The 12983-nt window shown below is 61.0% G+C and carries 11 protein-coding genes and 1 tRNA gene; 9 read left to right on the forward strand and 3 right to left on the reverse strand.

What is annotated here, in order from left to right; translation table 11 throughout:
* Positions 1-5: 5 nt before the first annotated feature.
* The 3 genes from ACN9MW_RS02420 (at position 6) to ACN9MW_RS02430 (ending at position 6260) form a co-directional block, all read left to right on the forward strand.
* Positions 6-2003, forward strand: coding sequence for a M13 family metallopeptidase (locus ACN9MW_RS02420; RefSeq protein WP_426172101.1), 1998 nt, complete (start codon positions 6-8; stop codon positions 2001-2003).
* 107 nt (positions 2004-2110) lie between these two features.
* Complete coding sequence (locus ACN9MW_RS02425) at positions 2111-4138, forward strand: M13 family metallopeptidase (protein WP_426167221.1); 2028 nt, start codon at positions 2111-2113, stop codon at positions 4136-4138.
* A gap of 112 nt (positions 4139-4250) precedes the next feature.
* Positions 4251-6260 (forward strand): M13 family metallopeptidase, encoded by a 2010-nt coding sequence (locus ACN9MW_RS02430; RefSeq protein WP_426167223.1) that lies wholly within the window; start codon positions 4251-4253, stop codon positions 6258-6260.
* 185 nt (positions 6261-6445) lie between these two features.
* Here ACN9MW_RS02430 and ACN9MW_RS02435 read toward each other — a convergent pair whose 3' ends face one another.
* On the reverse strand, positions 6446-6988 hold the full coding sequence (locus tag ACN9MW_RS02435; protein ID WP_426167225.1) for a c-type cytochrome: 543 nt from the start codon (positions 6986-6988) through the stop codon (positions 6446-6448).
* Positions 6989-7140: 152 nt separating this feature from the next.
* Here ACN9MW_RS02435 and ACN9MW_RS02440 point away from each other — a divergent pair.
* Positions 7141-7216 (forward strand) — tRNA-Arg (locus tag ACN9MW_RS02440).
* Between the two features lie 15 nt (positions 7217-7231).
* Here ACN9MW_RS02440 and ACN9MW_RS02445 read toward each other — a convergent pair.
* Entirely contained in the window at positions 7232-7897 is a 666-nt protein-coding gene (locus tag ACN9MW_RS02445) for a tetratricopeptide repeat protein (RefSeq protein WP_426167227.1), read from the reverse strand.
* A gap of 50 nt (positions 7898-7947) precedes the next feature.
* Positions 7948-8712, reverse strand: a complete 765-nt coding sequence (locus ACN9MW_RS02450; protein ID WP_426167229.1) for a helix-turn-helix transcriptional regulator — start codon at positions 8710-8712, stop codon at positions 7948-7950.
* Between the two features lie 84 nt (positions 8713-8796).
* Between ACN9MW_RS02450 and ACN9MW_RS02455 the strand changes: the two genes are divergently transcribed.
* The 5 genes from ACN9MW_RS02455 (at position 8797) to ACN9MW_RS02475 (ending at position 12938) form a co-directional block, all read left to right on the forward strand.
* Positions 8797-9222: a VOC family protein gene (locus tag ACN9MW_RS02455; protein WP_426167231.1), complete on the forward strand. Its 426-nt coding sequence runs from the start codon at positions 8797-8799 to the stop codon at positions 9220-9222.
* 208 nt (positions 9223-9430) lie between these two features.
* A complete protein-coding gene (locus ACN9MW_RS02460; RefSeq protein WP_426167233.1) occupies positions 9431-10390 on the forward strand; it encodes a polysaccharide deacetylase family protein in 960 nt (319 codons plus the stop codon).
* On the forward strand, positions 10387-11337 hold the full coding sequence (locus tag ACN9MW_RS02465) for a GNAT family N-acetyltransferase (protein ID WP_426167235.1): 951 nt from the start codon (positions 10387-10389) through the stop codon (positions 11335-11337). The genes ACN9MW_RS02460 and ACN9MW_RS02465 overlap by 4 nt, the downstream gene beginning before the upstream one ends.
* Positions 11334-11888 (forward strand): GNAT family N-acetyltransferase, encoded by a 555-nt coding sequence (locus ACN9MW_RS02470; protein WP_426167237.1) that lies wholly within the window; start codon positions 11334-11336, stop codon positions 11886-11888. Before ACN9MW_RS02465 ends, ACN9MW_RS02470 begins: the two co-directional genes overlap by 4 nt.
* Positions 11889-11948: 60 nt before the next feature.
* Positions 11949-12938, forward strand: a complete 990-nt coding sequence (locus tag ACN9MW_RS02475; protein WP_426167239.1) for an acyltransferase family protein — start codon at positions 11949-11951, stop codon at positions 12936-12938.
* Positions 12939-12983: the final 45 nt, after the last annotated feature.

The following is a 12983-nucleotide window of genomic DNA, read 5'->3' on the forward strand; positions in this document are numbered from 1 at the left end:
GCCTGATGGCGGCATTCGCCCACGCAGGCGGCCACGAGCACACTTCGGCCCCGACTTCCGGCATCGACACGCAGTACATCGACAAGAACGTGCGTGCCCAGGACGACTTCTTCGAGCACCTGAACGGCGGATGGCTGAAGACCACTGAGATCCCGGCCGACAAGTCGAGCTGGGGCTCCTTCGCCAAGCTGCGCGACGACACCCTGTTCCAGCTGCGCGACTTGATCCAGGGCCTGCAGGGCCAGAAAGGCCTGAAAGGCGACGACGCCAAGATCGCCGCGCTGTACGCTTCCTACATGGACGAAGCCAAGCTGGAAAAGCTGGGCGCCAAGCCGCTGGCCGGCGAGCTGTCCAGGATCCGCGGCCTGAAAGACAAGAAGGGCATTCCTGCGCTGATCGCCCACTTCAACAAGTCCGGCGTGCCGGCGCCATACGGCGTGTTCGTCAGCCAGGACGCGCGCAACTCGACCCAGTACGCCGCCCACATGGGCCAGTCCGGCCTGGGCCTGCCCGACCGCGAGTACTACCTGAAGAAAGACGACGCCAAGATGGCGGACGCGCTGGCCAAGTACGAGCTGCACGTGGCCAAGATCCTCGGCCTGGCCGGCAACAAGGATGGTGCCGAAAAAGCCAAGGCCATCGTGGCACTGGAAACCGAACTGGCGAAGGCGCAATGGTCGCGCGTCGACAACCGCGACCCGGTCAAGCGTTACAACAAGATGGAAATCACCAAGCTGGCTGAGATCGCGCCAGGCTACGACTGGAAGGCATCCCTGGGTGCTACCGGCATCGCCGCCAAGACCGATACCGTGATCGTGGCACAGCCAAGCTACATGACCGAGTTCGCCAAGCTGGTTGAAAGCACCCCGCTGGAAACCTGGAAGGCCTACTTTGAATGGCAACTGCTGCGCGATGCTTCGCCATACCTGTCGAAGGATTTCGACCAGGCTAACTTCGACTTCTACGGCACCGTGCTGACCGGCGTGACCGAACAGCAGCCACGCTGGAAGCGCGGCATTGGCGTGGTGGAAGCCTCGATCGGCGAAGGCATGGGCAAGCTGTACGTGGCCAAGTACTTCCCGGCCGAGCGCAAGGCGCGCATGGAAGAACTGGTGAAGAACCTGCTGGCGGCCTACAAGCAGAGCATCGACAGCATCGACTGGATGGGCGCTGAGACCAAGAAGCAGGCGCAGGACAAGCTGGCCAAGTTCACCCCGAAGATCGGCTACCCGAACAAATGGCGCGACTACAGCAAGCTGCAGTTCAAGGAGGGTGACCTGATCGGCAACCTGGGCCGCGCCGCCGATTTCGCCTACAACCGCAACCTGGAGAAGCTCGGCAAGCCGATCGACAAGGAAGAGTGGGGCATGACGCCGCAGACCATCAATGCCTACTATCGCGCGACCGCCAATGAAATCGTGTTCCCTGCCGCGATCCTGCAGCCGCCGTTCTTTGACATGAAGGCTGACGATGCCGTCAACTACGGCGCGATCGGCGCTGTGATCGGCCACGAAATCTCGCACGGCTTCGACGATTCGGGCTCGCAGTACGACGGCGACGGCAACCTGCGCGACTGGTGGACTGCCGCCGACCGCGCCGCCTTCAAGGTCAAGGCGGACGCCATGGTCAAGCAGTACAGCTCCTACGAGCCGGTGCCTGGCTATAACATCAACGGCAAGCTGACCCTGGGCGAGAACATCGCCGACAATTCGGGCCTGGCCATTGCGTACAAGGCGTACAAGATCTCCCTGGGCGGCAAGCCTTCGCCGGTGATCGATGGCCTGAGCGGCGAACAGCGCGTGTTCATGGGCTTCGGTCAGGTGTGGCGTACCAAGATGCGCGAGCAGCAGGCGATTGTGCAGATCAAGACCGACCCGCACTCCGCCGGCCGCTTCCGCGCCAACGGAACGGTGGTCAACCAGCCAGCCTTCTACGAAGCCTTCGGCGTGAAGGAAGGCGACAAGATGTACGTGAAGCCGGAAGACCGCATCATCATCTGGTAATCATTGTTTTGCTAAAAAGCCACGCAGTCGCGTGGCTTTTCTTTCAACGTTTCACCCCGGCGTGCTAGAGTCGCGCGATACCGTCACATCTACCTAGGAGGGTAACCTTGAAACGCAAGATCCTGAGCGCCGTCATCATCGGCCTCTTCGCTGCAAACGCTGCTATCGCGGCCGGCAAGCCTGCACAGAAATCCGGCATCGAAGCCGCCAACATGGACAAGGCAGTCCGTGCCCAGGACGACTTCTACCAGCACCAGAACGGCACCTGGCTGAAGAACACCGAAATCCCGGCCGAGCGCTCCACCTGGGGCACCTTCGTCCAGCTGTCCGATACCGTCCAGGCGCAACTGCGCACCCTGATCGAAGAAGCCGCTGCCAAGGGCGGTAACGCCGACGCCAAGCGCGTAGGCGACATGTACGCCGCCATGATGGACGAAGCCCGCGCCGAGCAACTGGGCCTGACCCCGCTGGCCGGCGAACGCGCCCGCATCGCAGCCCTGAACGACAAGAAGCAGCTGGCAGCCCAGTTCGCGCACTTCTCGCGCATGGGCGTCAGCAGCCCGTTCGACGTCGGCATCCACCAGGACAATAAGGACTCGACCCGCTACGTGGCCGACCTGTCCCAATCCGGCCTGTCGATGCCTGACCGCGACTACTACCTGAAAAAAGACGACGCCAAGCTGGCCGACACCCTGGCCAAGTTCGAAACCCACGTTGCCAAGATGATGGCGCTGGCAGGCGACAAGAACGCCGCCGCTACTGCCAAGGCCGTGGTCAACGTCGAAACCCGCATCGCCCAGATCCAGTGGACCAAGGTCGAACTGCGCGATCCGGTCAAGGCATACAACAAATACGAAATCGCCAAGCTCAAAGAGCTGATGCCAGGCTTCGACTTCGACACATGGTTCGAAGGCGTGCATATCAACGGCAAGGTGAAGGACGTGATCGTCAGCCAGCCAACCTACCTGCAGGCGCTGGATAAAGTCATCGCCGAAGTGCCGATGGAAGACTGGAAGGCCTATATGGACTACCGCCTGCTGGCGACTTTGTCGCCAGAGCTTTCCAAAGCCTTCGTTGACGAAAACTTCTCCTTCTACGGCACCACCCTGAGCGGCGCCACCGAACTGCGCCCACGCTGGAAGCGCGCCGTATCCCTGACTGAAGGCTCGATGGGCGAAGCGGTCGGCAAGCTGTACGTTGCCAAGCACTTCCCGCCGGAAGCCAAGGCCCGCATGGAACAGCTGGTGAAGAACCTGCTGCTGGCCTTCAAGCAAAGCATCGACACCCTGGAGTGGATGAGCCCTGAGACCCGCAAGGAAGCCCACGCCAAGCTGGCCAAGTTCACCACCAAGATCGGCTATCCGAACAAGTGGCGCGACTACAGCGCGCTGGAAATCAAGCGCGACGACCTGGCAGGCAACGTGATCCGTTCCAGCCAGTTCGAACACGAACGCAATGTGAACAAGCTGGGCAAGCCGATCGACCGCGACGAATGGCTGATGCCACCGCAGCAGATCAACGCCTACTACAACCCTGAGATGAACGAGATTGTGTTCCCGGCCGCCATCCTGCAGCCGCCGTTCTTCGACATGAAGGCTGACGACGCGGTCAACTACGGCGGCATCGGCGCCGTGATCGGCCACGAAATCTCGCACGGCTTCGACGACCAGGGCTCGCAATTCGACGGCGACGGCAACCTGCGCAACTGGTGGACCGAAGAAGACGGCAAGCGCTTCAAGGAGCGCACCGGCATCCTGGTCAAGCAGTACGGCGAATTCGAAGCCCTGCCAGGCTACAAGGTCAACGGCGAGCTGACGCTGGGCGAGAACATCGGCGACAACTCCGGCCTGGCCGTGGCCTACAAGGCCTACAAGCTCTCGCTGAAAGGCAAGAAAGCGCCTGTGATCGACGGCTTCAGCGGCGACCAGCGCTTCTACATGGGCTGGGCGCAGGTATGGCGCACCAAGTACCGCGACGCAGCGCTGATCTCCCGCATCAAGGCCGACCCGCACTCGCCAGGCCCGTTCCGCACCAACGGCACGCTGCGCAACCAGCCAGGCTTCTACGAAGCCTTCGGCCTGAAGGACGGCGACAAGCTGTACCTCGCGCCAAAAGACCGCGCGATCATCTGGTAAACCGGCACTGCAGTGTCTGACCCGCGGGGTCAGACACTGGCCCCGCAACCGCCGCGTTTCGGGTGTCAGACCCTGCGGGTCTGACACCGGTTTACCGGTTCTAAAGGACCCCATGAAAAAACACCTCCTCGCCGCCGCTGCAGCGCTGTTGGCAACAATGGCCAGCGCCGCCGACAAATCCGGCATCGAACTCCAATACGTCGACCCCGCCATCCGCGCCCAGGACGACTTCTTCAAGCACCTGAACGGCAAATGGCTGGCCACAGCCGAAATCCCCGCCGAAATGTCCAGCTGGGGCGTCTTCGAAAAACTGTTCGAAGACATCCAGCCGCAACTGCGCAAGATCATCGAAGACAGCGCCCAAAGCGCCGACACCGCCGACAAGAAACGCATCGGCGACTTCTACGCCGCCTTCATGGACGAAGCCCGCCTGGAACAACTGGGCGTAGCCCCCATCCAGCCCGAACTGGCCCGCATCGCTGCCCTGAGCGACAAGAAGGAACTGCCAGCCCTGTTCGCGTACCACAACCGCCGCAACTTCGCGGCGCCAATGGACATCGGCATCCACCAGGACAACAAGGACTCCACCAAATACGTGGTGGACTTCGTGCAATCCGGCCTGGGCATGCCAGACCGCGACTACTACCTGAAAAAAGACGACGCCAAGATGGCTGAAACGCTGGCCAAATACCGGGCCACCGTCGAAAAAATGCTGGCGCTGGCCGGCGACACCAACGCCGCCGCCAACGCCAAAGCCATCGTCGCCTTCGAAACCAGGATCGCACAACTGCACTGGACCAAGGTCGAGCTGCGCGACCCGGTCAAGGCCTACAACAAGGTGCCGGTCGCCAAGCTGGGCGAACTGATGCCGCACTATGACTGGAACGCCTACCTGACCGGCCTGGGCATCGCCGGCAAGGTCGAATACGTGATCGTCAGCCAGCCAAGCTACCTGAAAGCGCTGGACAAGCTGCTGGCCGAAACCGCGCTCGACACCCTCAAGCCCTACTTCGCCTGGAACGTCATCCGCGCCAACGCACCGTTCCTGTCCAACGACTTCGTCGAAACCAACTTCGAGTTCTACGGCAAGCAACTGGGCGGCGCCACCGAGAATCGCCCACGCTGGAAGCGCGGCGTCACCGCCACCGAAAACGCGCTTGGCGAAAGCATCGGCAAGGTCTACGTCGAGCAGCACTTCCCGGCCGCCAACAAGGCGCGTATGGAAGAACTGGTGAAGAACCTGCTGGCGGCCTACAAGGACAGCATCGACAAGCTGCCCTGGATGAGCGCCAAGACCAAGAACGAAGCGCAGGCCAAGCTCGCCAAGTTCACGCCGAAAATCGGCTACCCGAACAAATGGCGCGACTATAGCGCGCTGACCATCGACCGCAACGACCTGGTTGGCAACGTGAATCGCGCCACCGAGTTCGCAGTGCAGAAGGAACTGGACAAGCTAGGCAAGCCAATCGACCGCGACGAATGGGGCATGACGCCGCAAACCGTCAACGCCTACTACAACCCTGAACTGAACGAGATCGTATTCCCTGCCGCCATCCTGCAGCCGCCGTTCTTCGACGCCAACGCCGACGACGCAGTGAACTACGGCGCCATCGGCGCCGTGATCGGCCACGAGATTTCGCATGGTTTCGACGACCAGGGCGCGCAATACGACGGCGACGGCAACCTGCGCGACTGGTGGACCAAGCGCGATCACGCCAACTTCAAGGCCAAGACGCAGATGCTGGTCAAGCAGTATGGCGCCTTCAGCCCGGTCAAAGGCTACAAAGTGAACGGCGAGCTGACGCTGGGCGAGAACATCGCCGACAACTCCAGCCTGGCGATTGCGTACAAGGCCTACAAGCTGTCGCTGGGCGGCAAGCCAGCGCCGCTGATCGACGGCTTTACTGGCGAACAGCGCTTCTACCAAGGCTGGGCGCAGGCATGGCGCGCCAAGTCGCGTGACGCGGCGCTGATCCGCCAGGTCACCACCGACCCGCACTCGCCCGAAGAATTCCGCGCCAACGGCAGCCTGCGCAACCAGCCGGGCTTCTACGACGCGTTCGGAGTGAAGAAAGGCGACAAGATGTACCTCGCACCGAAAGAGCGCGTAATTATCTGGTAAACCGATAGAGCGGGTCAGGTTATGCGCTTTTGACTTTCGCAACAAGTCAAAAGCCTTAAACCAACACCATCAGCCACAGCACAGACGGGGTCTGACCCTGTGGGTCAGACCCAGGTTTACCGGTTCAAAAAGGCAAAAAAAAACCGCTCCAATCGAGCGGTTTTTTTAAACGCGGGAGAAAGAGCTCAGCCCTTGCCAGGCTCCGCAGCCGGCGCCTCAGCAGCCGGAGCAGCCTGCTTCACCTCAGGCTCCTTGAACTTGCCACCAGACTTATTCGCCATGAACACAACAGCGCGCGCCACTTCCACATCATCCAGGTCCGGGTTGCCGCCCTTGGCAGGCATCGCACGCAGGCCTTCCAGAGCGTGCTTCACAACAGTGTCATAACCCTGAGCAATACGAGCACCCCAAGCGCCGTTATCGCCGACCTTAGGTGCACCAGCAGCGCCCGAAGCGTGGCAAGCTGCGCAAGTCGCAGTGTAAACAGCCTCGCCGGTCTGCAGCACTTTAGGCGCGTTGACATCCTTCAGGGTAAAGCCGTTATCCGCAACAGGCTTCAGGCGAGCAGCAACAGCTTCCGCGCTCTGGCTTTCCGAACCCGCGCCAGTCAGTTTTTCCTGGGTCACAAACTGCACCAGCAAAACGATGCCAATGATGGTAACAGCGAAGAAACCTACAACGGCAGCGACCAGCTGCTTTGGCGTTCTGATAGCGGATTCGTGGCTCATGATTTCCTTAGGACAGTTTTCGAAAGCTGCTGGAGGGTTATCTTTTTGGCATTTTTAACGCCGCGCCCTCGTCAAACCTGCGATTATAGACGGAAACCCCTAGCTATGGAATGGATTTCCGGCTATCCTTCGTGTCTCTTCAGCATCAGCAAGCGGCTGTAGCTCAGTGGATAGAGTATCGGCCTCCGAAGCCGAGGGTCGTGGGTTCGATCCCCGCCAGCCGCGCCAATTTCCCCGCATTTTTCATGCCCATTTGTGATGGGAACCATAACTTCGCCGTTTGGCAAAGTTATGCGTCCAATCGCCGGCTGCCCGCAAGTACCAGCGCGCCGCTTCCTCCTCGTTTTTCGCGACACTGTCTCCCCGTTCAAACCAATTCGCGATCATCAATGGCGCCATCGCATCATTCAGCTGATATGCAAGGGTTGCATACTCAATAGCACTTGCCATATCGATTGATCCGAACTGGCCAGTTTGATACATCACGGCGAGTTGAGTTGCAGCGAAACCAAAGCCGAGTTTGGCTGAACTCAGGTAGTGCGCCCGCGCTTGATCAAGGTGCACAGGTAGGCCTATCCCTCGCTGGTAAAAGGCCCCCATTTCAAAGTGTCCAAGGGCACTTTCGCAAGCCACCGCCATGGCTGCCCACTCAAGCGCCTTTTCAGCCGACCTTGATTGGCCGAGACCTGCCAAACTAAAGCGGGAACATATGCACATTGCAAACGGAGAACCCGCTTCGGCTCCCTTGCGGAATATTTCATAGTTGTTCTGCGCTGTAGCGCGATCCCATTTCGTTTTGTCTTGCAAACAAATATCGATCCACAAGGGGTCGAGCAACTCGCTTTGCACGGCGAAGCCAAGTGTAGGGTCGACGTTTCGCAGTACTGATTGCAGGGTCGCGTAATCCATAAATTTCGTGAATATCGGCCGGCGGTGGAGCCAAGGCCAACGTGGCAACGCTATGCGCTCAACCTGGTTGTCTCGGCAACCAGTGTATGCAGTGGACCCAAAGAGGGGGGCCGAGCTACTGATTCCTCGTCCAACCTGGTCAGATAACTGCGTAACAGCGCGGCGCGGTGTGGACGGAAGCTGATACCTGCAGTAGCCACCGTCGTAATCCTGTCCACGCGAAAAATGCGAAAGTCATCCCGCAGGCAGCAGCGCGCCAGCACCACAAGCATCCGATCCAAATACACGATCGCCAATGGCCAGATGGTGCGATGGGTCGCAATGCCATTGCCTGCGACGTAAGCGATCTCCAACGCCTCCTCGCGCCAGCATGCTTTGCGTATCAGGTCCATGTCAATGTTATCCGGATCAACCAGCTTTGCCTGGTCATCGAAGCGGTGCGCGCGCGATACCGCATGCAGCACATGCTGTTGCCCTGCCGATGGCAGCGTTGCCGCTACCTTGCTCAGCACCGCATCAGCTGCCGCGGCAAGTGCCGGGTCGCCCATCTGCCGGACTTGCGCCAGCCCCAACGTCAGGGCCTCGATCTCGATGCGGGAGAAGGTGCGCGGCCGCAGGCTGCCATCGTCGACCAGGGTATAGCCGAACCCCGGCTCGCCTTCGATGTCGGCTCCGCCTGCGCGCAAGGTCTCGATATCGCGGTAGACCGAACGCACCGATACCCCGGTTTCGCGTGCCAATTGTTCGCCCGTGACGGGCGTGGACAGCGTGCGCAATGCTTGTAATAGAAGGAAAAGTCGTTCGGATCGGGACATTTGCCACTGACAGAAATTGGCAGGAGGGGTGCTTATAGTATCACCGTAGCAAACCAACCCTTAAACCGATTGAAAGAGTCCCGTATGTCCATCCGTACCGTAATTCACTTGAATTTCCAGGGCAAAGCTCGCGCCGCGCTGCAGTTCTACGCCGATGTATTCAAAGGTGAGCAGACGTTTGTCACCTATTCCCAAGCCGGCCGGGCCCAGGATGCCGCCGATCCAGAGCACATCGTGTGGGGCCAGGTCACAGGTGAAGACGGCATCGCGCTGATGGCTTACGACGTGCAGGCTGGTCTCGACTGGCATCCCGGCGACAAGGCCTTTTTTGTTTCGCTGCGCGGCGACAAGCCCGACGCCATCCGCAGCCTGTGGGAAGGCTTGGCCGCGGACGCCGAAGTCATGCACGCGCTGGCTCCAAGCCAATGGTCGCCGCTGTACGGCATGCTGCGCGACCGATTTGGTGTGACCTGGGTTGTGGACGTGTCTGTCCCATGGCCTTCGGCGTAACTGAGGCCGTAGCGCCGGCGCCTGCAAGCCTGGCGGACCGGGACATGCTGAAACTGTGCGTAAGTATTCTGGTGACATTACGGTTGCGTCCTGCCGATAACGCCTCCATTGCAAGAAATAATTGATGTTCGCTACAAGCCTGGGTTGCGCCGCCCTTGGTCAATCGTTAATATTGTGTAAATTTTGTTAACCAGAAGCTGGCGCGCGCATGCTGGATGTATTGATTACTGTCGATGTGGAGATCTGGTGCGATGGCTGGCAAGACATCGATGCCCGCTTTCCGGACGCCTTCCGTCGCTACATCCATGGCCCCACGGCAGGTGGTGACTACGGCTTGCCTTACCAGCTTAGAGTGCTGTCCGACCATGGCCTGAAGGGCGTGTTCTTTGTCGAACCGCTGTTCGCCGCCCGCTTCGGCCTCCAGCCGCTGGCGGAAATCGCCGGCATGATCGAGGCGGCCGGCCACGAGGTGCAGTTGCACCTGCATACCGAATGGGTGGACGAGGCGCGTGAGCCGCTGCTGCCATCGGTGGCCGGCAAACGCCAGCACCTGCGCTACTTCTCCCTCGACGAACAGACCATTCTGATCCGCAAGGGCAGGGACATGCTGGAGCATGCCGGGGCTACGAACGTGAACGCTTTCCGCGCCGGCAGCTTCGGCTTCAACCGCGACAGCCTGCGTGCGCTGGCCGCCAATGGCCTGCCGTTTGACAGCAGTTACAACGCCACCTTGATGGGGCCGGACAGCGGCGTCATGCCTGGCACCCTGATGACCGATCCGGCCAGCTGCGACGGCGTAACGGAATATCCGATGACGGTGTACCGTGATGGCCGCGGCTTGCGCCACGCGCAACTGACCTCCTGCTCGTCGGCGGAGCTGGAAGGCTTGCTGTGGCAAGCGCTGGAGCAGGGCCGCCAAGCGTTCGTCCTCCTTTCGCACGGCTTCGAGCTGCTGAATACGGCCAAGACCCGCAGCGACCCCGTGGTGGTGCAGCGCTTCCGCCGCCTCTGCCAATTCCTGGAGCAGCACAGTGACAGTTTCCGCACCGCCGGCTTTGCCGGCCGCCAGCAAGCCGTGCCAGGCATCCAGCATGGCCCGCTGACTTCCCCATTTCACCGCACTGGCATGCGCATGGTGGAACAGGCTTACCGCCGGAGGTATGGATGAGCCGCTGGGAATTGCGCCAGGTCCCGTTCAGGTTCCAGCTCAGCGACCTGACCCTGGCCAGCTATGCGCTTCCGCTGCAGGTGCGTCCGGAAAAGCTGGGCGCCCCGCTGCGGCAATCGCAATCGCTGCACGCCCCCGTGCAGGAGTTGCTGCCCGGTAGCCAGGGCTTCGTTGAACGCGGCGTTCCGCTTGACGAGCAGGCGCCGCCGTTCCGCAAGGCCGGCGACTACCTGTGCTACGTGCCGCAGCATTACCGCCATTGCTTCATCGACCTTGGGATGGGCTTTGCAGCCTATCAGGCCAAGTTCTCCTCCAAGACCCGCGCCACCATTGTGCGCAAGGTGCGCAAGTTCGCCGAACAGACGGGCGGTGAACTGCGCTGGAAGAGCTACCGAACGCCGGAAGAAATCGACGCTTTCCTGCAACTGGCCTTGCCGCTGTCGCGCCGTACCTACCAGGATCGCCTGCTCGATGCCGGCCTGCCGGCCAGCGAATCGTTCCGCCAGCAGGCGCGCGCCTGGGCTGCCGATGACCAGGCGCGCGCCTACCTGCTGTTCGATGGAGAACGTGCCGTGTCCTACTTGTTCTGCCCGGCCAGCGATGGTGTGCTGAGCTACTCCTACCAGGGTTACGACCCCGAGTACATGAAGATGTCCGTCGGCACCGTGCTGCAATGGCTGGCGCTGGAAGATTTGTTTAACGAAGGCAAGTTCCGCTACTTCGACTTCACCGAGGGCGAAACCGAGCACAAGCGCCTGTTTGCGACTGAGCAGCGCTTGTGCGCGAATATCTTCCTGGTGCGCCGCAGCCTGGCCAACAGCCTGCTGCTGCGCGCGCATTTCGCGATGAACCTGCTGTCGGGGTGGCTGGGCCGCATGGTTGAGCGCTTCGGGCTGAAGGCGCGCTTGAAGCGCATGCTGCGTTTTGGCCGGGTTGCGGCCGTATGAAAGCGCTGCTCAAGCAACTGGCCCGGGCGGTGCTGGGTGATTATTCCATCTACCGCGTGCTGCAACGTCGTGCCAGCGCAGGGCCGGCGCCGATGCCGCCGCAGGCGGCGGATTTTGTGATCGGCCCGGTGCAGCGTGCCGAAATCGAGGCGTCGCCCGATCCGGTCATGCGCGAACAAGCCTTTTACGCAGGCGAGGGCGCACGTGCCTACGCCTGCCGCGATGGCGGCCAGATCGTCGGCCTGTGCTTCTACTGGTATGGTGAGCGCTACCTTCCGCGCGGCTTCTGGCCCTTGCAGGACAAGCAGGCCAAGCTGGTACAGATCATTACCGCGCCCGCCATGCGCGGGCACAAGGTGGCGCCGGCATTGATCGCCGCCTCGGGCGCCGATATGGCGGCGCAAGGTTTTGACTGCCTGTTTGCGCGGGTGTGGCATAACAACCACCCATCCTTGCGCGCCTTTGCCGCGGCCGGCTGGACCCGCTGCGCCCTGGTAGTGGAACTCAATCCCTTGCGCCGGGCCCGGCCTTGGCGCCTGCGCTTCCCTTAAGATGGCCCAGCGTGTGAATTTCATGCAAGAATACGAACTCGACCATCGGGGTGCAGCGACATGATGAACAAACCGAACCTTGACCTGCTGCGTGCGGTCGCCGTGCTGTTCGTGCTGTTCTCGCATGTCTTCCGCACCGCATACGGCCAGGCTACGCCAGCTTCGTACGCGATGGGGCAGCTGGGCGTGATGATTTTCTTCGTGCATACCAGCCTGGTGCTGATGCAGTCGCTGGAGCGCCAGGATGCAAGCGGCACGGCCTTGTTCAAGCGCTTCTATATCCAGCGCATCTGCCGTATTTATCCCTTGTCGATGACCCTGGTGCTCGGCGTCTATTTCCTGATGGACCAGCACTGGACGTATTACGAATTGTTCACCAACCTGGCGCTGGTGCAGAACCTGACGTACACGCGGCTGATGAGCGACCCGCTGTGGTCGCTGCCGCTGGAAGTCCAGATGTATTTCATGCTGCCTTTCCTGTTCGTCTTCTTCCGCAACAGGCCGATCAAATGGCTGTTTGCATTCTGGCTGCTTTCGTTGCCGGTGGGGCTGCTGCCGCCCATCGTATCGCCGCGCTTTAATGTGTTGTCCTACGTCCCTTGCTTCCTGGGTGGGGTGATCGCCTGGCGCCTGGGCGACAGGGAGCGGCTGCCGGCCTGGCTATGGCCGCTGGCTTTGGGCCTTGCCAGCCTGGCCTACATCCTGTTTGCCGAGACGCGCACGCATTACTATTCGCGTTGGGCAGTCTGCCTGGCGCTGGGTCTCACGATCCCCTGGGTGCGCCAGCTGGGCACGCCTGTCCTGAATGGCGTCAGCAAAACCATCGCCAAGTACAGCTATGGCATCTACCTGTTCCATTATCCGATGCTGGCCCTGTGTTTCGATACGCTGGCCGGTTGGCATCCGGTGCTGCAGTGGAGCCTGTTCTGGGCCATGATGGTGGTCTTGCCTTACCTTGGCTACCATTTGATCGAACACCCGATGATCAAGCTGGGCGCGGCCTGGCGCGAACGCAAGGAACTCGGCGCGCGCCAGCTTACCGGCGCATGACCTAGCGCAAACCCCGGGCTCCGATCGTGGTGCAGACTGAAGTTC

Source organism: Pseudoduganella sp. R-34 (genome assembly GCF_049904655.1).
Lineage (GTDB): Bacteria > Pseudomonadota > Gammaproteobacteria > Burkholderiales > Burkholderiaceae_D > Rugamonas.

What these genes read in the sequence shown, in the direction of transcription:
- ACN9MW_RS02465 (WP_426167235.1), top strand. Translation starts at nt 10,387, where the DNA reads ATGAGCCGCTGGGAATTGCGCCAGGTCCCGTTCAGGTTCCAGCTCAGC.
- ACN9MW_RS02455 (WP_426167231.1), top strand. Translation starts at nt 8,797, where the DNA reads ATGTCCATCCGTACCGTAATTCACTTGAATTTCCAGGGCAAAGCTCGC.
- ACN9MW_RS02450 (WP_426167229.1), bottom strand. Translation starts at nt 8,712, where the DNA reads ATGTCCCGATCCGAACGACTTTTCCTTCTATTACAAGCATTGCGCACG.
- ACN9MW_RS02430 (WP_426167223.1), top strand. Translation starts at nt 4,251, where the DNA reads ATGAAAAAACACCTCCTCGCCGCCGCTGCAGCGCTGTTGGCAACAATG.
- ACN9MW_RS02445 (WP_426167227.1), bottom strand. Translation starts at nt 7,897, where the DNA reads ATGGATTACGCGACCCTGCAATCAGTACTGCGAAACGTCGACCCTACA.
- ACN9MW_RS02435 (WP_426167225.1), bottom strand. Translation starts at nt 6,988, where the DNA reads ATGAGCCACGAATCCGCTATCAGAACGCCAAAGCAGCTGGTCGCTGCC.
- ACN9MW_RS02470 (WP_426167237.1), top strand. Translation starts at nt 11,334, where the DNA reads ATGAAAGCGCTGCTCAAGCAACTGGCCCGGGCGGTGCTGGGTGATTAT.
- ACN9MW_RS02475 (WP_426167239.1), top strand. Translation starts at nt 11,949, where the DNA reads ATGATGAACAAACCGAACCTTGACCTGCTGCGTGCGGTCGCCGTGCTG.
- ACN9MW_RS02460 (WP_426167233.1), top strand. Translation starts at nt 9,431, where the DNA reads ATGCTGGATGTATTGATTACTGTCGATGTGGAGATCTGGTGCGATGGC.
- ACN9MW_RS02420 (WP_426172101.1), top strand. Translation starts at nt 6, where the DNA reads ATGGCGGCATTCGCCCACGCAGGCGGCCACGAGCACACTTCGGCCCCG.